This window comes from Porphyrobacter sp. ULC335 (assembly GCF_025917005.1).
In the GTDB taxonomy this organism is placed as follows: domain Bacteria; phylum Pseudomonadota; class Alphaproteobacteria; order Sphingomonadales; family Sphingomonadaceae; genus Erythrobacter.
This window is the reverse complement of sequence record NZ_CP078091.1, coordinates 1,357,020-1,381,498: the sequence shown is the minus strand read 5'-3', so window position 1 is coordinate 1,381,498 and position 24,479 is coordinate 1,357,020. Positions and strand designations below refer to the sequence as shown.

Here is a 24,479-nt window from a genome sequence, read left to right as displayed (position 1 = left end):
ACAGACAATATTAAATTTTTGCCACAGCTTTCGATGAGCCCCTGCATGAGCCGGATCCCTGTAGGAAATATGGGACAATGTGGGCCAGATTTGAACTCGCAACCTGCCGACCAGCGGCGACCTGTCGAACGGCCGGTTTTGCCGAGAGCCGACATTGCGTCTTTATCCGATGGCTATCGAGAGCGGGTCGGAATCGGACTAATTGCAATTGAAAGGAGTTGCGGACCAGCTTGTCCGTTTGTCAGCCTCGCCCGTGGCTCAGATTTTTCGCTGCGATTGAGCAACCCTGATTGAATATTTTGTGCGCCTGTAGGATTGCGCTAAGCAGTAGTCCGCAGGGGGGAGCGGAATGGGTGGAGGCGGTCAGCAGGGTGCCCCAGGGCATGGAAAGGGCCTTGCCTACGCCTCGCTGTTCGGCCGCTTTACGCTCAGAGCGGCGGACGGAACCGAAATTGTCATTTCCAACCGCCGGGTGCGCGCCTTGCTGGCGATGCTGTGCCTGGTGCCCGACGAACCGCTCGAACGCGACCATCTCAGCGAGTTGCTATGGCCGGGACGGTTCAAATCACATGCCAAGGCCAGCCTGCGCCAATGCCTGCTCGAGCTGAGTAAATCGTTCGGATCGGGCGGTCACGGGATTGTCGAAGTGACGCGGAGCCGGATCAGCCTCCACCCGGCAGCCATCCGCACCGATCTTGGCGAACTGGAAAAGGCTCTGACGGCGGGCGACTGTGACATTGCCGCCACGCAACTCGCCGCGATCGGCACGGCCCCACTGCTAGAGAATATGGAATTGGGCGCGGCCTTTGCCGATTGGCTTGTCCGCCACCGCGCCAAGGCTGAGTTGCGGTTGCAGACCGCGATCACTGCGGGTCTTGCCGAATTGAAAAGCAATGGCGATCACGAGTTGCACGACCGTCTGCTCATCAGTTGGCAACAGCGCAATCCATCGGGGCAAAGCATCACTGCAGACGTTCGCGCGGCCGGCAAGACGCCGATCGCGGTCCTGCCGTTTCGCTCCGCGTCGCTGTCGGGGGATCACGACTACTTCACTGACGGCATGGTCGATGAACTCATCACCGCGTTGAGCGGGGTGGCCGGTTTGCAGGTGGCGGGCAGGACATCCTCGTTCCATTTCCGCGACAGCACGGAGACGCCGGCGCAGATCGCAGCGGAGCTGGGGGTCTCTCATCTGGTGGAAGGTTCGGTGCAGCGTCAGGGCGAAAAGGTGCGCATCCACGTCCATTTGCTTGACGGGGCGAGCGGATTCGAACTGTGGGGCAGTCGCTTCGACGGGGTGCTGGACGACATTTTTGGACTTCAGGAAGCCGTTGCACGCGGCGTTACCGCGGCGCTGGCCGGCGCATTGGGCATTGCCCTTCAGCCCCCCGTGGTGGGCAATCTCACGAACAGCAAGGAGGCCTATGACCTCTACCTGCAGGGCCGCGCCCTGAATGCACGCCTGTTCGGCGACGGGGTGCTGACCCGGGCGGCCGAATTGATTGAACAGGCGCTCGCGCTCGATCCCCGCTTTGCCGAGGCTTGGGTGCTGCTCGGCGATATCAACCAGCGCATGGGCATCTATCTGGCCGGCACCGATCAGACCGAAGCTTCCGCCAAGATGGCCGATTGCGTCCGCAAGGCGTTGGCGATCAAACCCGATCTCGGGCAGGCCTATGGCTTGCTGGCGCTCCACGAATTCACCCGCAACAATATTGTCGGGTCGCTCGATCTGGCCTTCGAAGCGATTGAGGTCGAACCCAACAACCCGGCTGTCTCGGTGCGAATTGGCGGGCTTCTGTTGTTCTGCGGCATGACGCGGCAGGGGATGGCATTTCTTGATCGGGCGATCGATCAGGACCCGGTCGATGGCAGAAACTACATGGTGCGCTCTGCAGGCCAGCTCAACCTTGGCGATGTCCACGCTGCGATTGCCGATGCGCAGCGCAGCGTGGATCTGGGTTTTCCCTCGATCTGGTTGGGCGTCGCGCTGACCGCAGCGGGCGAGCATGCGCGGGCGGTCGAAGCCTACCAACAGACACGCTATGCGATTGCGAACAGCATTCCGCCGCCCAGTGGCACCGGGCCGATGCCACCCGCGATGATCGATGCCTATTGGGATGTCGCGGCAAGGGGCGTGTGCAGCGGCAAGCCCGAAGAACGCGAGGCCTATTGCCGAACGCTCGATTTCCTGCACCTGTCGATGCAGGACAAGGAGCATCAGGCGATCACCCTGCCGGCGGTATTCATGGGCTATGCCGAGATGCTGTTCAAAACCATCGGTACGCGCATCACCTTGCAGAACCTTTCCTGCCTGATGTCGATCTGGACCGAGATCGATCCGATTTGCCGGATCTGGCAGCACGAGGAATTCATCCCCTTTGCTCAGCGTATCGGGATGGTCGAGGCGTGGGACAAGTATGGCTGGCCGGATTTGCTGCCGCGCCCGACCAACCGCCTCCAAGGGGTCGATTGACGCTTTTTTGACGCTTTATTGACGCACCCCCCGATTGACGATTGACGCTACGGAACCGCATTCTCCGGGCCGAAGCTTAGCATGACAAATCAGGGTTATTGCCGTCGGAACCGTGGGTTCCGGCTCATGCCCTGTCACGTCCGGCTCCGGGGGGAGAAATAATGGCGGTGACAGGCGAACAACAGGCCGCAATCGGCGCATCGGCGATGCGCAAGGCGTTCTGGCGGATCATTCCGCTGATCCTCGTCGCTTACCTGTTCGCCTACATGGACCGGGTCAACGTTAGCTTTGCGGCGGCCGACATGAACGCCGACCTCGGCTTCAGCGCGACCGTCTACGGGTTGGGCGGCGGGTTGTTCTTCCTCGGCTATGCCTTGTTCGAGATCCCTTCCAATCTGATGCTGGTTCGGTTCGGCGCGCGTCAGTGGATCGCGCGGATCATGGTCACATGGGGCCTGCTGTCGGCCGGCATGATGTTCGTGCAGACTGCCGAGCAATTCTACATTCTGCGCTTCCTACTCGGGGTGGCCGAGGCCGGGTTCTACCCCGGCGTGATCTATTACTTCTCGGGCTGGTTTCCACCGTGTCATCGCAGCCGCGCGGTCAGCCGGTTCTACATCGCCGGGCCGCTCGCTTCGATGGTGATGGGGGCAATGTCGGGCTGGCTGTTGGCGCTGGATGGCACTTCCGGAATGCATGGCTGGCAATGGCTGTTTCTGGTGCAGGGGCTGCCCACGGTCCTGGTCGGGTTGCTGGTGCTGCGGTTCCTGCCGGATAGTCCGACGAAGGTGGACTGGCTCAACCCGGCGGAGAAGGCGTGGATCGCCGATGAACTGGCGCGCGAACAGCGACTGATCGGCGGACCGGTGAGCCACAATGTCCTCGCCATTTTCCGCAACCCCAAGGTGCTGCTGAACGGCGCGATCGGGTTTACCTGCATCGGTGCGTTCATCACCTTCACGCTTTCGGCGCCGATGATCCTGAAGGCGGCAACCGGGCTGGATGCTACCGGCATCGGCTATCTGGTCGGTTTCGGCGGGCTGATCGGCACGGCGGCGACACTGTGGCTCGGCAACCGCGCCGATCAGCGCGGCGATCGGTTGATCTACGCTTTCGGCTGCGCGGCGGTGATGGCGGGGTCGCTCCTGATGATCTTGCTGGCCCCGTCGCCGGTGATCGTCGGTCTCGCTTACCTGACCTTTGCAACCGTGTCGTTTTCGGTCGCGATGCTGGTGTCCTCGGGCTGGGCGGATGCGCTGTCAGGCCGCGAGCTGGCGGTCGGGGCGGCGGCGATCAACACCATGTCGCAGATTGGCGCCTTCCTGACACCATTCGCATGGGGCGCGCTGGCCGATGCAACCGGCAGCTTCGATGCGGGGCTGCTCGGCATTGTGCTGATGATGGGGGTGAATGCCGCGCTGATCTGGGTGCTGCGCGAACAGGTGCGCGGGCCGACACGGCGCGCGGTGCCTGCTGCGGCTTAAGCTTTGAAGAGAGGGCCGCTCATTCCCGAGCGGACGGACTAGGGGAGAACGATAATGAAAATGATGAAATCACTGATCATCGGGGCAACGATGATGGCAGCGACGCTGGCAAACCCGGCAATGGCGGAAGAGACACCCTATACGCTCGGCACGGTCTGGGAGGCGAGCCGCATTGATGTGCTGCCCGGCCAAGGTCCGAATTACATCGAGTATCTCGCCGCGACCTGGAAGAAGAACATGGAGACGTTGAAGGCCGAAGGCTACGTCGTCAGCTATCGCGTGCTGGCAACCAACCATCGCCGCGGTGACGAGCCCGATCTGATCCTGCTCATCGAATTCAGGGATTATCAGACAGTTGCGCAGATTGAAGCCCGGCGTGCGCGAATGAATGAGCTCACGGGGCAGACAAACCGCAGCGCCGCGGCTGCCTCGGCCGAGCGCGGCAAGATGCGCGAGGAGCTTGGAACGACCCAGTATCAGGAATTGATCCTGAAATAAGCGCCCCGGTTTCAGGATCATGGCGGACGGCGCGTCCGGGGGGGTGCGCCGCCCGCCACACTTTTGTCGGCGACAAGCCCCTCTACCGGAGACTTCCCGATGGCAACCCAAGCTTTGTCGATGCTTCCAGCCAAGCCTTTTGCGCTGACAGAGCACCGCAATCTGCGCATTGCCACCCTGTTCCTGCTGTATTTTGCGCAAGGTCTGCCGTTTGGCTTCATCGAATTTGCGATGCTGGCATGGCTCGCGCAAAACGGCGTGTCGGCAGCAGCGATCGGTTCCGTCCTTGCAGCCCTCGCGCTGCCATGGACATTCAAGCTCGCCTATGGGTTCATCATGGACCGGTACGCGTTCCTGCCGATGGGGCGCAGGCGGCCATGGATCATAAGTGGTCAATTGGGTCTGGTAGCAGCCTTCGCTGCGATGGCCATTGCCAACCCATCCCCAGCCCAGATCGGCCTGATTGCCGGCCTTGCGTTCGTCATCGGTTTGTCGTCCGCGACGCAGGATGTCGCGGTGGATGGGTTGGCGGTCGACATTCTGCCGGAGGACGAAATCGAAAAGGCCAATGGCACCATGTTCGGTGGTCAGGCCTTGGGCATGGCCGCAGGCGGCGGTGTGGGTGGATTTTTGATCGCCTATTACAGTCTTGCGGCCGCAGCCATGACAATGGCGGTGCTGGTTGCCACGATCCTGATCCTGGTCATTCTACTGCGCGAACGCCCCGGTGAACGGTTGTTGCCTTGGACGGCCGGGCAAGCGTCTCAGCGCAATCTCGACATTCATCTTGGTGCTTTCATGCCGATCATCCACAATCTGTTCCGTGTGATGTTCACGCGGCAAACCTTGATCCTCATGCCCGCCATGGTTGCCGTTTGCGGTGCGACCGGCATCTTCTTGGGGCTTGCTCCGCTTTTCTCGGCCAACATCCTCGATTGGGAAAAATCAACATACAGCAGCTGGGCCAGCACAGCCTCGCTTGTTGCCGGCCTTGCTGCCATAATCTTGTTTGGTCATGCCGCATCGTGGTTGGGGGCGAGGCGCAGCTTCATCCTTTGTGCTGCGGCGACGGCAGCCATCGCACTGGCCATGCTGGCGCTGAAATCCGAGTGGTCCAACTCGGCAGTGTTCATTTGTTCGATCTTCGCTTTCAAGGCCATGTTCGTGTTGAGGGGCGTGACAGGAGGCGCTCTGTCCATGCGGCTTTGCGCGCCAGCGGTTGCAGCGACTCAATTCGCGGTGTTCATGGCCATCGCCAATCTGGGGCGAGCCATGGGTTCTGCTTCGCTCGGGTGGCTTGATAGCTTGGGCGGCATCCCTGCAATGTTCACCGCGATAGCGGTCTGCGGCCTGATGGCGGCGGCCTTTGCGATCGCTGCAAAAGTGGGGCGATGACATCGAGCCCAGCCCGCTTCGTTTACGTTCGGGACTGCCGGTGTCTGGGGGAACCAGACGTTCAGTCCGGCGGACGCGAACGACCGACATTGGGTCAAGAGGTGCCCTTGCTGGGCCGCGGGCCGGCCGACAGCGTTCCGCCTTTCGCCGCCGGGAACCCGCTATCCAGCAAGCGAGCGATGAGCCGTCTTTTGCCAAAGCCTGCTTTTCCCATCATCGCGTTACCCGATAGAGGGGAAGCGGGCAGCCTGTAGCTCGGGCGACAGGAAGGTTCGCCCTCGCCCATCGCGTACGTGCCGAGTCTCTGGAGAGCACGTAATCGACTTTCCATGCGGCCAGGAATGCGCGACTGCCGTGGGATCCAAGCCGCCCGTCTTCCATGTTGCGCGGCTCCATCATGGTCGCAAACCCGCCCAAGGCTCCAGCGCGAGCGGCGAACTTGTCATCGCCCAGCACCAGAATTCGCGCCCGAGGATTATCTTGCACGCAGGCTTGCAGCACGCGCAGATCGTCGGGCGTATCGAAGCCCGCCCATTGCGCTCGATCTATCCGACCCGCGCTCACTGCTTGAACGACTTGCGTAGTTGTCAATGCGGCGAGCGCCAAAGCTACGCTTGCAAAGGCCAATCGCGCCGTAAGCATGCGCTGATGTAGCGTGCGTGCTTGAGCAAGGCCCCAGCATCCTGCTGACAGCAGTCCGGCCCAGATTAACGCTGCGAAATAGCGGTGTTCAAGATAGCCAGTCAGCACCTGCGGCGCCAACAGCAGCGCGGTGATCACAGCAAAACAGGTCAGCGACTTCAGGCTATCATTCCCGCGCGGTCGCACGCCCGCAAGGGCAGCAAGCGCCCCAACAGGTGCCAGAAACGCTGCCGCAGTCAGCCCCATGCCCGTCGGCAGCAGCGTCGCACCTGTATAGGCATACCCCAACACATTGGCAGCCACGCGCGCAGCCCATGCCGCAGGATCATCGGCCAGACCCGGTTGCGGCGCTGGCCACCAATCGGTGACATAGGCGGCCGGGTCCAGCGCGGTGGCAATGCCGCTGTTGTCGGTCGCAAACGCCGTGCCGAAGGTTATGAGGGAATAGGTCACCCACGGCGACACAGCGACCCCTGCCGCCGCCAGAGCCGCCAATGCACGCCTGGGGCTACGTGTTAGCCACAAGATCATCACAGTGACCAGCAGTGGCAGCAATACCGCGTCAAAACGGTTTAGCAACGCAAGACCGGCGAGGAACCCGATCCCCGCCGCGCCGAGCAGAGTGATCCGGGTGCCTTGCAGCAGGCCGTTCAGGATCAGCGCGAACAACAGCAATTGCAGCGGGATTGTCCGGCCTGCGCCCAGTTCGGCGAGCAGCATATTCGGGCCGAGCAGACCGATCAGCGCCGCTCCCAGACCGATCCACGCCGCGCCGGTGACCTTTCGCCCGATCCATTCCGACACCATCGCAAACCCGGCAAAGCACGCAAAGGCCAGATACAATCCGGTGCGCGGCCCGGTGCCCAGCAGCCCATCAGCTATGGCCAGCAAGGTCGGATAAAGCGGCGGGAAACTGGCGGAATAGGCTGACGCGCTGGCATAGCTGCGCCAGTGATTGAAGCGGTAGAAATCGCCGAACACCGTCTGCGACAATTCGTACAGCGCCCAGGAATCGGGCGAAAAAGGCGGCGCGGCGATCATGCTCAGTAGCAGCGGGGCCAGCACCAGCAGCAGCACCGCGAGGGGCCACGCCATTGAAGTCTGCCCACGCACCGCATCATCTGGCGTGTGGCCGCCGGTCGCGGCGATCACGGTTTCCTTGAGCAGCGCCAATTTCGACGCAAAGCCGCCGATCTTGGTCGGCACCTTGCCGTCATCGGGATAGCGCCGGATCACCGGCACATGGGCCACCCTCAGTCCCACTTGCCCAGCGCGCACAGTGAGGTAGAACAACAGGTTGTAGACGGAAAACTCCTCGCGGAACGGGCGCACATCGGGGTGCGTCAGGTAGCGAGCGGAATAGGCGCGGAATCCATTGGTGGTGTCGGTAAACCAGTGCCGCCCGGCCAAACTCAGCAGCGGGGCGTGGATCAGCCGGTTGGCAATGGTGCGTTCGAGCGGAGTGTTCTCAGCCGCGCCGCCGGGCAGGTAGCGCGAGCCTTGCACATAGTCGCAGCCCTCCTCCAGCTTCGCGACCATGGCGACGATCGCCTCCACCCCATCCTTGCCATTGCCGTCGATGGTGACGATCCCGTCATAGCCCTGACGCAGGCACCAGGCATAGGCCATGCGCAGTTGCGCCGAAAGCTTGCCCGGCCCGGTCTTGGTCAGCACCGCGCGCACGCCCGCGCCGGTCACGAAGTCAGCATCGAGCGAGCCGTCGGTCGACCCACCATCGGCGATGACCACGTCTACCGGCAGGCCCGCGGCCTGAATACGCAGCAATTGGCCGCGAATCCGGTCCCCTTCGTTTATGACGGGGATCACTAGCGCATGGACGTGGCGCCGAGGGGCATAGACCGCCGCTTCGTGGGCGGGCACGTCCCAATTGCTATCGTCGAGGATCGGCGCGGGATGCAGGGTCATGGCGTATCCGGTTCGGCAGCGAAGACGACGAATTTGCTCAAGGCGAAGTTCACGAAAAACGATCCGCCCGCCCCGGCAATCAGGATCGCCAGCGGATATGCTCCGGCCAAGGCCCGGTCGAGCAGCACGACAATCGCCACCCGCACCGCCAGCGTGGCGAGCGCGACCAGTGCGTAAAGCCCCGCGCGCCGGGCCGAAAGGTTGCGCGGGCCGCTTTGGAAGCTCCAAGTCTGATGGATGACGTAATTCGCGCTCGCCGCCAGTGTAAAGCCGATCGCTGCGGCGAGCCACAGCGGTACGCCGAGCCCGGTGTGTAGCGCAAAGGCGATGGCGAGGTCGATCACCACCCCCATCACCGTCACGATGAAGAAACGCAGGAGTTCGTTCATGGCGCACCTTGCGCCAGATAGCGGTCGATGCCTTCGGGCAGGCGGGGCAAGGCGGCAGTATCGACCGGGGCGTAGACCTGTGCGGTGCAGGTGCCTGTACCGATATCCGATCCGTCAAGCACCTCCAGCGTCAGCCGGGTCGTGGTGCCCGCAGTGACAGGCGCAACCAGCGACACAAGTGCGGTGTTGCCGATGCCATAGCGGGGGAAGTCAGCCCAGCGGTCGGCCTTGGCGGCGGTATCGGGCGAAGCCTCGGTCACGGTCAGCATCGCGCTGCGCCCGGTGGCAAAGGGCGGTTGGCGGGTGACGCTGACAGAGGCCAGACCGGCGGCGGGCGATGCAATGTCGAGTGCCAGCGTGCTGCGCGACGGCGCGGAGACGCGGCAGGTCGCGGCGGCGGTGGGCGGTGTGACAGTCTCGGCGCGTACCCACAGAACCTGCTGATCATTGCGGGCGATGGGCGTGTAGTTTTCGTGCAGCGCCCGGAAAAATGACCAGTTGGCGCGGCGTATCCAACCCTCCCATCCGCTGTAGTCCGGCGCGATGGTGGTGACGGCGGCGACCTTGCGCTCACCGACCAGCGCGGTGAAGTTTGCCCGGTTGTCCGCACCCAGTGCGTGGATCAGCGATCCGACCGACGCAGGGCTTTCCACCCCGGCGGCGATATCCAGCGGAGAGGTATAGACCGACAGCATGCGTCGATCCTGCGCGATGCCTTGTGCGTCCCACGCCTGCGCCAGTTGCCGCATCGCTGCCAGATCCGCGGCATATTCGGGCGTCACGTGGAAGCCTAGCCCTGCGTCATAAGTGGTGCGGTCAGTGTCTGCCCAGACCGTCGCAAAGCGCGCCGCTTCGATCCCGACCATCGCCAGCGCTGCTCCTGCGACAGCCACGCCAACCGCCATGCCGGTCTTTGCCGGGGAGGCATTGCGCAGCACCGGCTTGGCCCAACGCAGCAACATCCGCTGCCCGATGATCAGCGGCGCGCAGAGGCCCAGCACGAAGGTGATGGCGTTGTACTCCGCCCCGATATGCCCGCCGATCTGTGGGATCAGCGCGGTGCCGATCACGCTTGCGCCAACGAACACGAAGGCGCTCCCGCGCACCGGCGCGCTGCGGCCGCGCATGCGCTGGAGCATCCCCCACAGCACGCACAGCGTCAGCACGATTAGGCTGGCGCTGGAAAGCAGCTCGCCGTGGCGCAGGATGTTGGGAAGGTCTGCCGGGCTTAGTATCCTAGTGCTGCGCTCCCACGGGGCGAAGAACCAGAACTGGTCGCCCGCGACATCGCGGAAGTTGTATTGCAGCCACGGCCCCGGGGCGCCGTGCGTCACCGCCAGCAGGATCGCACCCGCCGCTGCCATTGTGCCAATCCCGAATGCAGCCAGCGTCCACGCGAGCAGTGTGATGCGGCGATGCAGCGCCATGACCAGACCGAGCACGAGCGCGATGAACAGCGGAATCCCCGCGTCATTGGACCACAGCAGTCCCGCTCCTGCGACTAGCCCCAGCGACAGGCCGCCCGACAGCGCGCGGCCATCCCGCAGAACCCGGCGCACCAGCACGACAAAGAACGGCAGGACGATAAAGGGCAGAAACCCGCGCAGGGGTCGCAGCGAAACGCCGGGATCGAAGGTGGCGGGCCAGCGGATGCCCGCGCCTTCTGCCACCAGTGGCGCGGCGTAATAGAACCAGAAGACCAGCACCAATGCCGCCTGCCAGCGCGCGCGCGGCGGCACCGCCCGGATCAGCCATATAGTCGCATAGGCCGCGCCGAAGGCTCCCGCTATCACCGCCACATTCGCGGCCAGAGTCGAGGCGAACAGCGTCTGCCCGAACAGGAGAAACACCGGCAGCAGCGCCAGCACCATCGTGATCCCGAGATAGGACTGGAACGCCGTCCCCAGCTGATCCCCGTCAGCAAAGTGATCGAGCGCGAACCATGTCTGCAGCGCCCCGTCGATCGAATTGAGGCTGTGGTCGTACAGTAGCACGCCGGCACGAAAGGCACAGATCATCGCCGCCAGCCCCGCCAGCGCCCACCATCCGCGTGCCGCAGCCCCTGCCCGCAGCCGATCAGGCATAGGCGTGCCCGAAAACGAACCCTGAATTGAGGGAAGCGAATTCGGGCGCTGTATCCTTTACCGCTTCAAACAGGTCGTAGATATTGTCGATCTTGCCGCCGAGGATCGAGATCACCCGGCTGTCATCCGGCTTCTGGTGGTAAAGGATCGGGCGGCCATCGTCGGCCTCGTTCTTGATCAGGATGGTCTTCACATCATAGATCGACCGGCGATAGGTCGCCCCGGCAAGACAGGGCAGATAGCGCTGGGCATCGCGCTGCATGAAGGCAAAGCGCGTTTCGGGATCAAGATTGGCAAGATGGTGATAGGGATCGCGCCGCATCGGATCATCGGCCCAGCTTTCATGCGGAGTATAGCGCACATGGGTCAGCGAATAGAGGCTTTCCGACGGGTAGGGCATCGTCGAGAAAAACGGCCCGTCCATCACCGTCACGCCGATCTTTTCCAGTTCGCGCGGGGGTTCGATCAGCGCCAGTTCGGCAATTTCGTGCTTCAGCCGCGCACCGGGCAGGCCGGCCTTGGCCAGCACCGCATTGATCTGGGCATATGTGATGTTGAAGGCATAGCGCGCGGTCACTTCGCTGCCATCCGACAATGCGACCACCACGCCGCTGCGATGGTCAGCCAACCCGACCAGTTCGGTTTCAAGCCGCACTTCGATCCCGGCTTCGGCCAGCCGTGCGGCGACTTGTTTGCCTAGGATCGCGTGATCGAAGGCGACTTCGAAACAGGCGAACACGTCTTCGACCATGTCGGGATTGAACAGCGCCCGGTGGCTGGGCATGGCCGGTTCGATCGGGGCGCCCATGTCGCGAAACATGCGGTGGAATTTCTTGGCCGTGACCTTCGACCGCCGCCGGGCGATCGCGTAGAGCATCTGGAAATCGTCCACCACCGCTTCCGGGAAGTCCGCCAGAAAGCGGCGGTGCAGCAGCATCGATTTGACCGCAGTGGCCGCGGATCGGGGGTAGTGAAACCCGGTGTGCACCCGCGCCTGATTGACGCGCGATGCGCGGTTCATCAGCTGTGGCCCGGCCTCCACCACCAGCACGCGGGCCGAGATCGAGCGCAAATAGAGCGCAAGGCAGCAGCCATAAAAGCCGCCGCCGATCACGACGTAATCATATTCGGTGGCGGGGGCCTGCGGCATCAGTCCGGTCCTGCCGGACCAGCGCGGACATCGCTTTCCAGTTCGACATTGAGATCAAAGGCGACCTGATGGAACAGGTCGATCCGATTGACCTCTTCCGGCACGATCCCGCCCTTCAGTCGTCGCTGCTGTTTCAGCAGGTGTTGCAAGCCGAGGCTGAGGCCCAGCGTCGACATCCCCATGAACACCGCGCTGACCGCCAGCATCGCATTGGTGGTGAGCCAGCCCGATGCAAGCTGATCAACCAGCAATACCGCGCCCACGATCCAGGCGACATAGGCCATACCAAGCAGCGTCAGGATGGTCGAAGAAATCGTTACCAGTGTCAGGATCGTCGGCGTCAGATAGACCAACAGCGTCTGGAGCAGCTGCACGCGGCGCGTCAGCCCCATGAAGGCGGTACGCGCCGCCACATTGCGGTCGGTCCGAAACCAGTCGAGCTGCAGGCGCGGATCGCGCGGGGGAAAGCGCAGAGCAAGGCGCGGCTCGTCATGCTCCAGCAGCAGGTTGAGAAGCGTCCGAGGCACAGCGATGGACTGAAAGTCGCTCGGATCCACATAAAATCCGGCTAGCTTGCCCAGCGCGATAAAGGGCCAGGCCAGCAGCCGCTTCACCGGCCGGCGGACGGCGCGAAAGGCCATCGTCACGGCATTCTCGCGCTCGGCATGGTCGAGGAAGGCGATCAGGTCGATTTGCGCGATTTCATCGAGATTGCCGATCACCACCAGATCGCCAATCGCCTCCTCGGCGGCGATCACGCGACGGTCGTAATACTCGGTCCGCCGTCGTACCACGAACAGGCGGCAGTTGGGCACTTCGGCAATCAGCGGGAGGAAGGTCTCACGCTGGGTGTCGTCGACCACCAGAATGATCTCGCGGAAACGGAACGCCCGGTCGAGCGTGGCGGCGACATCGCGCAAGGCGGCGAAGGTACCAGGGTTGGCGGCAAGGTCGGAAAAGCACACAGACACGACCATGTCTTCGCGCGGTTTCTTGAACTGGCTGGCATCGGGTTCACGCATGGATCGCCCCCTCAGTCTGATGCGCTGCCGAATCCGCTTCGACCAGCCGCGCGACGGCACGCCGAACATCGGCAAGGCCCTGCGCCGGGCGCTTCATTTCGATCGACACCGCCTTGGCATAGCCAGCCGCAGCAAGGCCTTGCAGCACCGGCACCAGCACGCCGGCATCGGCCGGGGCCGGGGCCAGATCAGGCTCACTGACGTGGACATGATTGAGGCTCGGGGCAAGGTCGGGCAGGCGGGTCGGTACGCTCGCAAAACTGCCGTTCATGTGCATCGCACCGAGATCGAGGATCAGGGCAATCGCCGGATGATCGACAAGCGTAACGAACGCCTCGACCTCCTCCAGCGTGGGAAGGAAATTGGTGCCATAGGCGGCTGGATTGGCTTCGATGGTGATGCGCGTTCCGGCGGCGGCAGCGACATCGCCCAGTCGGCGGAACACGGCGGCGGCCTCTGCCAGTGCGTCGGCCATGGCCATGCCCGCAGGCACGCGGCGCTGTGCCGGGGAGCCGAACACCAGATTGGGAATGCCAAACCGCCCTGCCAGCGCGATTGCCCGCGTCATCCCGCGTTGGAACACGTTGCGCGCCTCGGCACCTTCAAACAGGGCCGCACCCGTGACGCCGAACAACAGCGATTGCATCGACACCAGCGAAAGCCCCGCATCCGCCATTTCGGACAATGCCTCGCTGGCGCTCGCTTCGTCAGGCACGAAGGGATCGTCGGCGGCGTGAAAGAAGAGGCCCGGCGCGATTTCAAGGCCCGTGATCCCCGCTTCGGCCAGGATCGCATAGGCCCCTAACCGTTCTTCCGCCGACCAGGCGATGTTCGACATGGCCAGCCTCATGCCGGCTGCCTTTCGCTGGCGTAGAAGGCGGCGAGCCGATCAAGCGTCGCGGCGGCGCTGAACTGATACGGCCCCTCAGCCCCCCACAGGGCGGAGTGGCGGGTGCGCATATCTTCACGGTGCAGGCGTGCGGGCGTGTCCGGCATGGGCCGCCCGGTCAGCCGCGCATGGATCGCGCTGGCAGTCAGCGGCTCTGCCACCAGATGCAGGTGCGACAGGCCCGCATCCAGCGCGATGCCGATGTCCTGCCAAAGCCGGTCGATGGCGTAATATTGGTAGGTCGTATCCGGATGATGGAACTGCGTCGCCGAAGCGCCCACCGCCGTTACCGCGTCCTCCAACGCCGCGCGCCGCCGGTCGGCATTGAGCGCTCCCCGGTCTAGCTTCAACATCCCGGTGACCGGATCGCTCGCAAAAAGCGCGCCCGCCCATGCAGCGAGCGCGGGATCGAGCGCCTTCATCAGTGCATCGTGCTTTGCCTCGGTCAGCAGCGATGGCACCGGGTTCATGAGATCGAACAGGAAGTTCTTGCGCAAGCCGTGCCCGAACAGCGCGGGCAAGCGCACAATCAGGCTGCTGGCGAAATGGTCTTCGACAAAGATCTCCAGCGCGCGGCGATGGCGGCCATAGGCGAGGTCCTGCTGGAAGGACTGCGTGCCTTCGTCATGGCCCCCGGCAAAGTCCGCCAGCACTGCGATGGAGGAAATCAGCACGAACCGTTCTGCCCGTATCATGGCCAGCCGCGCGATTAATCCGTCGATCTGCGCGGCGTCACGCTCTGGCGAACGGTTGGCTTCGAGCATCGAACCCGGCGCGGCGGCGCACACCAACGTGCCAAACGAACGTCCCTCGATGGCAGCGATCGTGGCGCTGTTGAAGCAGGCATCAAAGCGGGCCTGCCGCAGCAGGGCGCCGCCGACAAAGCCGGTGTGGCCTATCAGGCAGGTATCTTGGTAGGCATTTCCGAAACTTTCCATGGCGTCTTGGGCCCGTCGCTGCTTTCGTGCTTAGGGATAGTTCTCTTCGTTCACACGGAGGCAGAGCGGCTGCGATCCGCATGGCAGGGTGTCATTTCTGGTAATTCAGAATGATATCCATAAGGTTAACCAAACTTTTGTAAGCGCTGGGTGCGGCATGTGAGACGGTGGGAGTGGTTCTCGCGGTGCTGCCGGCAAAGCAGAACGTCGCCTTTCCACCCAGCTGCGGTCATAACGGGGGCCGATACGCGATCCCGAAAGCGGTATGTCGGCGTCAGCCCATTCCCGAAGGCTGCCAAGGGCTTCGAACTGCTGCTCAGGCGCTGGGTGATCGCGAGCACCACCTTACCGCGAATGACGCATGGCAAAGGCAGGAAAGCTTTCCTCATCGCCCCGGCGAATCTGCGCCTCCAACAGCGCAACCGCCGTATCCACATCGGCATTGGTGGTCCCCGTGGCCTGCGCCAGTTTGAGGCCATGATAGAATGTCGCGGGATACTCGGTGGTATATTCATAGACGCGCGGATCATCGATCGGCTTGTCGAAACTGTACCAGGGCCGCTGCGCGATATCGGCTGGCAGGCCGAGCACCTGCGCCATTTGCCGCCAGTCGCTGAACCAGCGCCCTTCCAGCCGTGCTGGCAGATTGAGGAAGCAGAAAGGCCCGCTTGCCAAAAAGCGCCGCGCCTGAAACCTTTCTGCAAAAGCGATTTGCAATTGGGACCAGCGCGGATCGGGATGCAGTCGCCGACCCCAATCCAGCGTATAAGCAATATAATTGACGATCGATCCCGTATAGACGCCGGGCCGCTGCCCCGTCCGGATCGATGGCCAGAAGGTCGGATTGGGCTGGCTGTCGCCGGCAGCGCCTTCCCAGAACATCCCCAACTGCCCCATCCCCGGCACTGCGAGAGCCCTCACCGCGCGGTCGAGATTGGCCGACAGGATCGCATCGAACCGTTCTGCGGTTGGCAACCAGTCAAGCGCCGGCATGGCTCGGAGCAGGGCATAGGCCAGAACAAGATCGCGCATTGACCACGCCCAGTCGCGGCCCTGATCCTGATCAACCAGTTTTCCGCTGGTACCGCGATAATCGGGGGTAACGGTGTTCAGGACGGTGCAGGCGGAAAACACCTGCTCCTCAACGAAAAACGGATGCAGTTCGGATAGCAAAGCCGGGATGAACGCCGGGCACGGGCGGTGGGCATTGTCGATGTCCCAATCGAACTGCATCCCGGGGCTCACGCCGATGACTCTTTCTTCGGGATAGTTCTGATAATATTGCTGCACTTTCAGCGGTATATTCGGGGTATCGAGCAGCAGCGGCAATCCGTCGGCCCCGCGCACATGCCACGGGATTGATGCCGCGGTCAGCCCGTAATTCATGGTGATGCGCCGCATCTCTGCGCTGCGTTCGATGATGTAGCGCGCCTGCCGGTGGACAATTGGCCCCACTTCATCGCGCAATCCGGTGGTCCCCATGGCCGGCGTGAGCCCGCCTTTGTTTAGCGGAGTGTAGTCCGGGACGGGGTCCAGATAGGACCATTCCGATGGTGCCTGCAGCTTTGGTCCGATGCCCCACGGCAACAACAAGCCGTTGGCTTGCCAGCGGTTCAATTCACGATCGGATACAGGCCAAGCGCGCGATGCGGCGATCCAGCGTTGAAAGTCTCCATGGCCGTACACCGGGAAGCTGCGGTCAAACACGCTCGCCTGATAGCTGACAGCAGGGGTCTCCGCCGCCAAACTGGTCCAGCGTTGCCGTTCTACGACCACCACATCAAACGGCTTACCATCCACCGGGGATGCCGCTTGCAGGTACCAGATCAGCGCCCATGGCCCCTTGCGCAGGAACACCCGCACCGTGTGCAGCCCCGCCCTCTGCCACAATGCATCGGGATCATCAGCCGTGAAGATTGTGCCGCCAAGGCGCACGGGCGGCGCGGCAGCGGCGATGGCGGGATCACGCGGGATTGCACCACCCCGCGTGGGTACTTGCGCTCGCAATGACGGGGACGCGGGGCCGGGCGAGAGCAGACCGGGCGCAACAATTGCTGCCGCTCCACTGGCCATCATCAATCGGCGAGACATCATCTTGCGTTTCCCCCGTAGAGCGCCTGGCTCTGTTCCGATGCGGCAAGTTATATCATCGCCCATAGTCTTGCTACCGAAGCAGGCTATCTGACCCAGAAACGAACAGGGTTCGTAACGTTCATTACGGTCAGATTGCTATCCGGCACTTTGCAAAGGTCGGCTCTTGCGCAAGCTGCAGTTGACCCGATGCGAAGGGGAGCGACTTTTCCCGGTTCTCGTATTTCAAAACCACTGAATTAACCGCAGGTTTGGACCAGCGTAATTCTGGCCAGGATTGACCGAGTTCGTAGAGGCGTCTGCCCGCATCTTCCGCCATATCCAATCGGCAGGTTTTGGCGCGAGCCGACAAACTTCCCCCAAGATATGTCGAATGTCTGGTTTTGATAGAAGCTGACAAGCTTCGTTCGTTCGACCGGCCCATCGAATCGCGAGGGAACGGGCCGAAGGCAGGGCCGCCGGTATTGCGTTCCCCGCTGCGCGAGGCGGGCTCGTCTGGCTTGGCAATGCCGGAATGGTCGAGTCGAGCATCAACAGCTGATCAGAAAACGTTGCGCAGTCGTCGCGGACCGCTTGGAGCGCGCCATGTGGCGCATTCAGTCAGCGGGGAGGGGAATTGGGCATAGTGACGAATAATGCCGCAAAGCCCCGTATTGGCGTGGCAAACACGCACTTATGAACTCGTATCGGTGTTTATATTGACGTTTAGTCCATTAAGTGCCATCTCCCTTCCCATAACGAGGGGAGGATACCAATGAAAAAGCTGTTCCCGGCCATCTCGGCCCTGCCGCTTGCTGCGCTGTGCAGCCAACCTGTGTTCGCACAGGAGGCTGACGAAGCCGCCGAGCAAAGCGAAAACGTCATCATCGTGACCGCCCAGCTGCGCGAGGAAAACGTGCAGGAAGTGCCCATCGCGATCACAGCCCTGACCGGCGAGAACATCCGCAATGCCCGCATCGAAGACGCGCTTGACCTTCAGTTCAACGCACCCAACGTCATCCTTTCAGCCAACCGCAACCTGACGATCCGCGGGGTCGGGTCGCAGTCCTTCGGTGGTTCCAACGACACCAACATCGGCGTCCTCATCAACGGCGTATTCCTGCAGCAGGGCAGCACATTTGGTGAATTCTTCGACCTTGAACGGGTCGAAGTGCTGCGCGGCCCGCAGGGCACCCTGTTCGGCCGTAACACCACCGGCGGCCTGATCAATTTCGTCACCCGCAAGCCGACAGATGCCTTCGAAGGCTATGTGAGCGCGCAGGTCGAGAACTTTGACGGGCGTCGCATCGAAGGTGCGGTGAACGTGCCGGTTACTGAAGGCTTCGGCTTGCGGTTTGCCGGGCACTATCTCAAGCGCGACGGCTATACCCGCAACCTCGAGGATGGCTCGCGCATCGACGGTCGTGACCAGTTCACCCTGCGCGGCAGTGCCCGGCTCGACACCGGCTCCGGCACGACGGTCGACTTCGTGGTCACGTATTTCGAAGAGGACAGCAACCGCGCCAACGCGGTGAAGACGCTGTGCACACCCGATCCGACTTTGGGCTGCTCGCCTGACTCGGTCACAAATGATTTCCCCGCCGTCAACTTCCCGATCGACCGCTTCCTGATCCCCGGGGTTGTGCGCGCCGATACATTCAGCGCCAATCCGGCCAATCTGCGTGAAGTTCGCATCGACGTTCTGCCTGAACAGAGAGCCAAGGACCTGCTCGCCACCTTCGAGATCAATCAGGACATCGGTGACTGGCTGCGCCTGACTTCGGTCACCGGCTTCCGGGACGGCAGCAATGATTCCGTCCGTGACTTCGATCAGGGCACGCGGCCCAATGCTTTCAATCCGACCGCGATTTCGCCCGCAAATGGCGCGGGCAATGGTGTCCTGACCTATCTGCTTGGTCCGGGCCAGGTGATTTCGTCGCCCGATTGGCGTTCAGCCCAGTATGGTTCGGGAGAGCGCGATCAGGTCAGCCAGGAACTGCGCCTTGCATCGGACTTGTCGGGGCCGTTCAACTTCCTGCTGGGCGGGTATTATCTGAAGGCCAACAGCGCAGGCGATGTCATCACCTATATGCCCGCCAACCGGACCGCCGGCTTTGTCGCGGCCGGGGTAACCACCGATGCGAGCGTTACCTCGCACGCGGTGTTCGGTGAGGTTTACATCGATATCACGCCTGAACTGAGTGTGCTGGGCGGCATCCGCTATACCAAGGACGACAAGTCCATTCGCACCGCCAGCGGCACCTTCGCGCTGGGCCCGTTCTTCGAAGGCGAGGCTTCATTCGATGCCTGGACCGGACGCGGCAGCGTGACCTGGCAGCCGACGCCGGACAACAATCTCTATCTGACCTTCTCGCGCGGGTTCAAATCGGGCGGTTTCAATCCGGGCAACGTCGGTACGCCAACCTTCGATTCCGAATTCATCAACTCGTGGGAACTCGGTTCGAAGAACACGCTGCTTGATTCCAAGCTGACCCTCAACGGGGCGCTGTTCCAATACGATTACAGCAATCTGATCGTCGGCAACATCGTTGGTACCCTTGCCACGAACGTCAACATTCCCGAAACCCGCGTGCGAGGCTTCGAGCTCGAGACGGTCTTCACGCCGCTTGAAGGGCTGCGACTGGAAGGGGCGCTGGGCCTGCTCAAGACCGATATCCGCAGCGATTTCCGGTCGTCCGATCCGTCGCGCGGGGGGGCGTTCTTCCAGATCCAAGGCAACGAATTGCCCAACGCGCCGAGCCGGACCCTCAAGCTGGCGGCAGAATACAACATTCCGGTTGCGGGAAGCTGGTCGCTCAAACCGCGTGTCGATTACTACTCGCAGACCGGCTTCTGGGCGCGGGAATTCAATGTCGCAGCGGACCGTGTGGGCAGCTGGGAGCAGCTCGACCTGCAGCTGCAGGTTGCCCATGACGACCGCGATCTGGCGCTGATCTTCTTTGTGAAGAACGTCCAGAACAACGACGACATCACGTTCCTCGAAGTGAACTCCAACCTCGTCGGCAGTTTCCGCAGCGCCTTCCTGCTCGATCCTCGCGTGTATGGCGTCAACCTGCGGGCGGGCTTCTGATGGACACAGCCACCAACAACACAGCCGCCGCCATGCCGCAGCTGTTCGATCTGACCGGACATGTCGCACTTGTGACCGGAGGCAATGGGGGCCTCGGCATCGGAATGGCGCGAGGCCTCGCGAGCGCCGGGGCCAGCGTTGCGATCTGGGGACGAAATGCCGAGCGCAACCGGGCGGCGAGCGCGGCGCTGAAGGCCAATGGGGCAGACGTGGCAGACTTCGCCTGCGACGTTACCGACCCGGAACAGGTCTCAGCAGCGATGGAACTAACGATCGCTCGCTTTGGCCGGCTTGACAGCTGTTTTGCCAATGCCGGCGGGTCGGGCGTGCGAAAGCCTTTCACCCAACTCTCTCCCGGGGACTGGCAAAGCACGCTCGACCTCAACGTCAACAGCGTGGTCTACACTTTCCAGGCAGCATCCCGGCAGTTCATGGCGCAAGGGAGCGGCGGAAGTCTTGTCGTCACATCTTCGGTCGCGGCGCTGCTGGGCGTGCCCGGTGGCGGCTATTCCGCAACGAAGGCTGCCGTCTCGGGCCTAGTACGCTCGCTTGCGGTGGAGCTGGCCCCTGCCGGTATCCGCGCCAATGCGATCCTGCCGGGGTTCATTGCAACCGAAATGAGCCTCAACACACCCAAGGCGTTCCAGGATGCGTGCTTGCGGCGGACCCCCTCGGGCAAGCTCGGCACTGTCGACGATATGGCCGGGGCTGCGGTGTTTCTGGCTGGCCCGGCGAGCCAGTATATGACCGGTCATTCGCTGGTGATCGACGGGGGGCAGTCGATCTTCCCGATGTAGGCCGCGGCGTTGGCTAACCTGCTGGTTTGCCGTCCCAAAGCGGTTTGCGGCGCGCGGCAAAATCGGTCTTGAGCGACGTCACCGATCCCAAAATCATGGAAACGGTGATGTCCTCAAGCTGCTGCCGGTCCATTCCGGTGCGCAGCAGGTAGGCTCCAGCCGAAGCCGGAAGGCCGAAGCTGATGTCGGTCGCCGCCCGGGCAACATCGGGCGGCAGGTCGAAATGGCGTTCGATGATAGCGGCGAGAAACTCGACCGCCGTGTCCCGGCCATATTCGGTCGGATCGTGAAAATCGCTGATCGAGGGTTCCTGCTGGAGCCGCTCGATGATCAGCCCCCGCTCCTCGATATAGGTGAGGTAGACGTGGGTGGTGGCGCGCACCATGCCCTCGAATGTCCCTGCGCCATTGACCGCCTCGCTCTGGAGCCGCCGCAGCCGCTTCAGTTCACGTTCGAGCAGCTCGCTCAGTAACATCTGGAGGTTAGGGAAGTAGTTGTAGACCAGCGATTTGCTCACCCCCGCCGCGCGCCCGATGGCCTCCATCGAGAGTTCGGCGATCCCCTCGCGCGCAATCATGTCGGCCGCGTGATCAAGGATCAACGAACGCCTCTCCTCCGGGGCGAGCCGGGTTCTGCGCTTGGTGGCAACAACAGTCATGGGCCAAGCCTAGCAGACTGGCCGCACCAATCCAGATGGCAACTTACTGCGGCGCCCTGTCCTTCAGCCACAGCATGTCGTCAATCGAACGCGCCGCACTGGCGCCGATGTTCTGCTGGAATGCGATGAGATTGCCTTCGGGGTCGCGGGCATAGCGCACCCGCCAACCGCCCAGTTCGAATGTCTTGCCGGCAAAGCGGACGCCCTCGCGTTCCAGCCGTTCGAGTGTGGCGGCAAGATCGTTGGTCTCGAAGACGATGGCATTGTAGCCGATCGCGTCGATCATCTGCGCAGCTGTGCCCTTGGGCGTGCGCGGTTCGACATAATGCCAGAACTCCAGCTCGAAATTGCCGACGTCGAACCAGCTCGCAGCGGCAACAATGCCGTCGATATCGGCAATCTCGTCGAAGGTCTGGCGCCGGGTCGGCGGCAGCTCGCGGCGGGGGCCATGGCCGAGGACCTTGGTGTAGAACGCCACCATCTGCTCCTTGTCGCCGGTGACATTGCCGATATGCGTTGCCCAGGCAGGAAAGCGCATCCGCTTGGTTCCAAGCTCGCCGTGCGCAGCAATCACCTCGGGCGTCAGCTGCTCCATCTCGATCATGATGCCGTCAGGATCGAAGCCATAGGCATAGGTCACCCCGTATCCGCCCAGATCGACAGGCCCGTCTCCGCGCGATAGCATGGCGAGGCCATTGGCCTTGAACACGTCGTATTTCGGCGCCGTCGAGGGCGACTGGAAGCAGATATGGGTATAGCCCGGCCCGATCACCGGGCGGCGTTCGGGCGGGGACTTGGCGTCGGGATCGATATCGATCAACTGCAGGAAGACGGTGGGCGTGCGCACCAGTGCGATTTCGATCTTGCCTTTGCGCCTGGTGAGCACTTCGGACGGAAAAGCGTCAGCATCGACCATCCGCCGCTCGACCAGCTCGTAAGGGACAGACCGGCTGTAGAAGGCGAGCGTGTCGTCGATGTCGCTGACAGTGATGCCGATGTGATGAACGCCCTTGATCGACCCTGCGATCACCGGGACAGGTGCGGCTGCCGCGGCACCCGGCGCAGCCGTGCCGGTGGTCGCTGCGCAGCTTGCAAGCCATACGCAGGCGAGTGCGGTAAAGGCAGGTCTTATCATCGGTCGGCTCCCTTGAGGCGATAGACCAGCAGCACATTGCCCGCGATCTCGCCGAACTTGTCGTATCCCGAGTTCACAATCACCATGTCCCCTGCCACCACCGGTCCTTGACCGTCGATCGTGCCGCCCTTGGCCTCAACCCCGTTGATGGTCGCAAAGGCGCGGTTGGTGTCTGTCTTCCACAGCACTGCGCCATCCTTGGCAGCGTAGGCGACCAACCGCCCGTCATGCCCTCCGCCGAACACCACCCCGGGGATCAGTGTGACCGGAGCGGATAGTGCGGTGATGCAGGCAAAGGAGAATTCCGGACAGCGAAGCTTTTCGATCCGCGACCACAGCGGGCGGCCCGTTGCGACGTCGAATGCATGGATGCCGGGGCGCGGATCGCCCTTGGCGAAACGGCTGCCGGGCGTGTCGGCAATAGGCACGAACAGCGTTGTGCCATCACTTGCCATTCCCCAGTGTATACCCCCGTTGAACCCGCCGCGCCCGACCCGCTGGCGCCACAGCACGCTTCCCCGGTCCGGATCGATCGCGAAGATCTCGCCAGATTTCTGTCCGGCGAGCAGGATATCGCGAGCGCCCGCTTTCACCAGCATCGGGGGCGCACCGAAATCGAAGTCGGGTCCATCCTGGGCCGGGCAATTGGCGCTTTGCTTTGTACCGCAAGCCGCATTCCACGCGTCTCCGGCGGTGGCCTGCATCACCCACTTGCGCCGGCCGGTGGCAAGTTCGATCGCGATGATCGCATCGCTTTGGTCATTGGCGGGGGAGGAGTAGTTTTCGCCCGTGCCGACATACAACAGTCCGCGCGCCGGATCGACTGTGGGGGTGCCCCAAACCGGCGCACCGCTCGGCGCGGTCTCGCCGCCCTTGTGCCTGACGGGCTTGTCGACCGAATACCAGCGCCACACCCGGCTGCCATCCGACACATCGAGCGCCGTCACACCGCCGCGGAAGGTGCAGCACTCGTAATCCTCGTTGAAAGCGCTCAGGACTTCGGTCGATGACATTGGCACGAACAATCGACCGCCATGCAGCGCGAGGCTGCCCGTGATCGTGCCGTCCGGATGGTCGCGCACTGTTGTGGTCCAGCGCAGTTTGCCGGTTTCGGCATCAACCGCATAAACACGCGCGTCAAAGTCCCCGAAATACAGCGTCGGGCCAGCGGCGGCATCGACGTCAAGGACGGGCGCATTGCGCACTTCGGCCTTGGCATCGAACGTCCACCAGATGCACCCCGTCATCCGGTCGAGCGCATAGACCCGGCCCGATTGGCTGCCGGTGAACACTGCCTGCTCGATTACCGCAGGTTGTGAACGGGCACGCTGCGCTTCGGGAAAGCCGAAGGCCCAGGCAAGCTCCAGTCGCCCGACATTGGCGGGCGTGATCGCAGTCTGACGCTGGTAACGCGCGTTGGACAGGCCGTTGCCCCAGCGGTTCCAGAGAGGCGTACCAGACACCGCGAGGCGACCCTCGCAGCGTTTTCCCGCCACCACCTGCGGCGGGGCATCAGTCCCCAGATGATCCGCGAGGATCGCGATTTCATAGGGATTAAGCGCAGAGCCCTGCGCCTTCATCACCCCGGTCGTGAGAGACTGTTTGATATAGGCAGCACTGCGTTTTTCGATGGCTGCCCGGACAGGGGCGCCGCCCGTGGCATTGTCATGACAGCTGCTGCAATGGGTGAGATAAAGGCTTTCGCCGAGCTCGGCCTGCCCGCTGAGTGAGGATGCGGCATCGGGCTTGGTTTCGCTTTCCGACGGCGCGCAGCCGGCGATCAGGAGACTTGCAGCCAAAGCCCCTGCAAACCTTAGTGACATTGAGCTCTCCCT

17 protein-coding genes are annotated in these 24,479 nt (G+C 62.8%); 6 read left to right on the top strand and 11 right to left on the bottom strand.

The features are described from left to right. The first annotated feature begins 349 nt into the window (after nucleotides 1-349). The 4 genes from KVF90_RS06715 to KVF90_RS06700 all read left to right on the top strand — a co-directional run bounded on the left by KVF90_RS06715 (nucleotide 350) and on the right by KVF90_RS06700 (nucleotide 5,853). Nucleotides 350-2,476 carry a tetratricopeptide repeat protein gene (locus tag KVF90_RS06715; RefSeq protein WP_264394072.1) on the top strand — a complete coding sequence of 709 codons (2,127 nt, stop codon included), beginning with the start codon at nucleotides 350-352 and terminating at the stop codon, nucleotides 2,474-2,476. A 161-nt stretch (nucleotides 2,477-2,637) separates the two neighbouring features. Then, on the top strand, nucleotides 2,638-3,960 hold the full coding sequence (locus KVF90_RS06710) for an MFS transporter (protein ID WP_264394071.1): 1,323 nt from the start codon (nucleotides 2,638-2,640) through the stop codon (nucleotides 3,958-3,960). Nucleotides 3,961-4,014: 54 nt separating this feature from the next. Next, a complete protein-coding gene (locus KVF90_RS06705; RefSeq protein ID WP_264394070.1) occupies nucleotides 4,015-4,458 on the top strand; it encodes a hypothetical protein in 444 nt (147 codons plus the stop codon). A gap of 99 nt (nucleotides 4,459-4,557) precedes the next feature. Then, nucleotides 4,558-5,853: an MFS transporter gene (locus KVF90_RS06700; protein WP_264394069.1), complete on the top strand. Its 1,296-nt coding sequence runs from the start codon at nucleotides 4,558-4,560 to the stop codon at nucleotides 5,851-5,853. A gap of 213 nt (nucleotides 5,854-6,066) precedes the next feature. Here KVF90_RS06700 and KVF90_RS06695 read toward each other — a convergent pair whose 3' ends face one another. The 8 genes from KVF90_RS06695 to KVF90_RS06660 all read right to left on the bottom strand — a co-directional run bounded on the left by KVF90_RS06695 (nucleotide 6,067) and on the right by KVF90_RS06660 (nucleotide 16,828). After that, nucleotides 6,067-8,421: a glycosyltransferase family 2 protein gene (locus tag KVF90_RS06695; RefSeq protein WP_264394068.1), complete on the bottom strand. Its 2,355-nt coding sequence runs from the start codon at nucleotides 8,419-8,421 to the stop codon at nucleotides 6,067-6,069. Further along, nucleotides 8,418-8,810 carry a GtrA family protein gene (locus KVF90_RS06690; RefSeq protein ID WP_264394067.1) on the bottom strand — a complete coding sequence of 131 codons (393 nt, stop codon included), beginning with the start codon at nucleotides 8,808-8,810 and terminating at the stop codon, nucleotides 8,418-8,420. The genes KVF90_RS06695 and KVF90_RS06690 overlap by 4 nt, the downstream gene beginning before the upstream one ends. After that, nucleotides 8,807-10,894 (bottom strand): hypothetical protein, encoded by a 2,088-nt coding sequence (locus KVF90_RS06685; protein WP_264394066.1) that lies wholly within the window; start codon nucleotides 10,892-10,894, stop codon nucleotides 8,807-8,809. The genes KVF90_RS06690 and KVF90_RS06685 overlap by 4 nt, the downstream gene beginning before the upstream one ends. Next, nucleotides 10,887-12,044: an NAD(P)/FAD-dependent oxidoreductase gene (locus tag KVF90_RS06680; protein WP_264394065.1), complete on the bottom strand. Its 1,158-nt coding sequence runs from the start codon at nucleotides 12,042-12,044 to the stop codon at nucleotides 10,887-10,889. The genes KVF90_RS06685 and KVF90_RS06680 overlap by 8 nt, the downstream gene beginning before the upstream one ends. After that, nucleotides 12,044-13,066: a hypothetical protein gene (locus KVF90_RS06675; protein ID WP_264394064.1), complete on the bottom strand. Its 1,023-nt coding sequence runs from the start codon at nucleotides 13,064-13,066 to the stop codon at nucleotides 12,044-12,046. Before KVF90_RS06675 ends, KVF90_RS06680 begins: the two co-directional genes overlap by 1 nt. After that, complete coding sequence (locus KVF90_RS06670; protein ID WP_264394063.1) at nucleotides 13,059-13,916, bottom strand: sugar phosphate isomerase/epimerase family protein; 858 nt, start codon at nucleotides 13,914-13,916, stop codon at nucleotides 13,059-13,061. Before KVF90_RS06670 ends, KVF90_RS06675 begins: the two co-directional genes overlap by 8 nt. Next, nucleotides 13,913-14,893 carry a hypothetical protein gene (locus KVF90_RS06665; RefSeq protein ID WP_264394062.1) on the bottom strand — a complete coding sequence of 327 codons (981 nt, stop codon included), beginning with the start codon at nucleotides 14,891-14,893 and terminating at the stop codon, nucleotides 13,913-13,915. Before KVF90_RS06665 ends, KVF90_RS06670 begins: the two co-directional genes overlap by 4 nt. A 345-nt stretch (nucleotides 14,894-15,238) precedes the next feature. Further along, nucleotides 15,239-16,828, bottom strand: coding sequence for a hypothetical protein (locus tag KVF90_RS06660; protein WP_264394061.1), 1,590 nt, complete (start codon nucleotides 16,826-16,828; stop codon nucleotides 15,239-15,241). Between the two features lie 910 nt (nucleotides 16,829-17,738). Between KVF90_RS06660 and KVF90_RS06655 the strand changes: the two genes are divergently transcribed. Continuing rightward, on the top strand, nucleotides 17,739-20,054 hold the full coding sequence (locus KVF90_RS06655) for a TonB-dependent receptor (protein WP_264394060.1): 2,316 nt from the start codon (nucleotides 17,739-17,741) through the stop codon (nucleotides 20,052-20,054). After that, nucleotides 20,054-20,851, top strand: a complete 798-nt coding sequence (locus tag KVF90_RS06650; RefSeq protein ID WP_264394059.1) for an SDR family NAD(P)-dependent oxidoreductase — start codon at nucleotides 20,054-20,056, stop codon at nucleotides 20,849-20,851. The genes KVF90_RS06655 and KVF90_RS06650 overlap by 1 nt, the downstream gene beginning before the upstream one ends. A 13-nt stretch (nucleotides 20,852-20,864) precedes the next feature. Here KVF90_RS06650 and KVF90_RS06645 read toward each other — a convergent pair whose 3' ends face one another. Genes KVF90_RS06645 through KVF90_RS06635 form a run of 3 tightly spaced genes read right to left on the bottom strand, consistent with a single transcriptional unit; the run spans nucleotide 20,865 to nucleotide 24,467 of the window. After that, a complete protein-coding gene (locus tag KVF90_RS06645; RefSeq protein ID WP_264394058.1) occupies nucleotides 20,865-21,509 on the bottom strand; it encodes a TetR/AcrR family transcriptional regulator in 645 nt (214 codons plus the stop codon). A gap of 43 nt (nucleotides 21,510-21,552) precedes the next feature. Next, on the bottom strand, nucleotides 21,553-22,644 hold the full coding sequence (locus KVF90_RS06640; RefSeq protein ID WP_264394057.1) for a VOC family protein: 1,092 nt from the start codon (nucleotides 22,642-22,644) through the stop codon (nucleotides 21,553-21,555). After that, nucleotides 22,641-24,467 carry a PQQ-binding-like beta-propeller repeat protein gene (locus tag KVF90_RS06635; protein WP_264394056.1) on the bottom strand — a complete coding sequence of 609 codons (1,827 nt, stop codon included), beginning with the start codon at nucleotides 24,465-24,467 and terminating at the stop codon, nucleotides 22,641-22,643. The genes KVF90_RS06640 and KVF90_RS06635 overlap by 4 nt, the downstream gene beginning before the upstream one ends. Nucleotides 24,468-24,479: the final 12 nt, after the last annotated feature.

Bases quoted from the DNA above. Each gene is read 5' to 3' on its own strand.
- KVF90_RS06650 (WP_264394059.1), top strand. From the start codon at position 20,054: ATGGACACAGCCACCAACAACACAGCCGCCGCCATGCCGCAGCTGTTC.
- KVF90_RS06670 (WP_264394063.1), bottom strand. From the start codon at position 13,916: ATGAGGCTGGCCATGTCGAACATCGCCTGGTCGGCGGAAGAACGGTTA.
- KVF90_RS06700 (WP_264394069.1), top strand. From the start codon at position 4,558: ATGGCAACCCAAGCTTTGTCGATGCTTCCAGCCAAGCCTTTTGCGCTG.
- KVF90_RS06655 (WP_264394060.1), top strand. From the start codon at position 17,739: ATGAAAAAGCTGTTCCCGGCCATCTCGGCCCTGCCGCTTGCTGCGCTG.
- KVF90_RS06710 (WP_264394071.1), top strand. From the start codon at position 2,638: ATGGCGGTGACAGGCGAACAACAGGCCGCAATCGGCGCATCGGCGATG.
- KVF90_RS06685 (WP_264394066.1), bottom strand. From the start codon at position 10,894: ATGCCTGATCGGCTGCGGGCAGGGGCTGCGGCACGCGGATGGTGGGCG.
- KVF90_RS06695 (WP_264394068.1), bottom strand. From the start codon at position 8,421: ATGACCCTGCATCCCGCGCCGATCCTCGACGATAGCAATTGGGACGTG.
- KVF90_RS06690 (WP_264394067.1), bottom strand. From the start codon at position 8,810: ATGAACGAACTCCTGCGTTTCTTCATCGTGACGGTGATGGGGGTGGTG.
- KVF90_RS06645 (WP_264394058.1), bottom strand. From the start codon at position 21,509: ATGACTGTTGTTGCCACCAAGCGCAGAACCCGGCTCGCCCCGGAGGAG.
- KVF90_RS06640 (WP_264394057.1), bottom strand. From the start codon at position 22,644: ATGATAAGACCTGCCTTTACCGCACTCGCCTGCGTATGGCTTGCAAGC.
- KVF90_RS06635 (WP_264394056.1), bottom strand. From the start codon at position 24,467: ATGTCACTAAGGTTTGCAGGGGCTTTGGCTGCAAGTCTCCTGATCGCC.
- KVF90_RS06680 (WP_264394065.1), bottom strand. From the start codon at position 12,044: ATGCCGCAGGCCCCCGCCACCGAATATGATTACGTCGTGATCGGCGGC.
- KVF90_RS06665 (WP_264394062.1), bottom strand. From the start codon at position 14,893: ATGGAAAGTTTCGGAAATGCCTACCAAGATACCTGCCTGATAGGCCAC.
- KVF90_RS06705 (WP_264394070.1), top strand. From the start codon at position 4,015: ATGAAAATGATGAAATCACTGATCATCGGGGCAACGATGATGGCAGCG.
- KVF90_RS06675 (WP_264394064.1), bottom strand. From the start codon at position 13,066: ATGCGTGAACCCGATGCCAGCCAGTTCAAGAAACCGCGCGAAGACATG.
- KVF90_RS06715 (WP_264394072.1), top strand. From the start codon at position 350: ATGGGTGGAGGCGGTCAGCAGGGTGCCCCAGGGCATGGAAAGGGCCTT.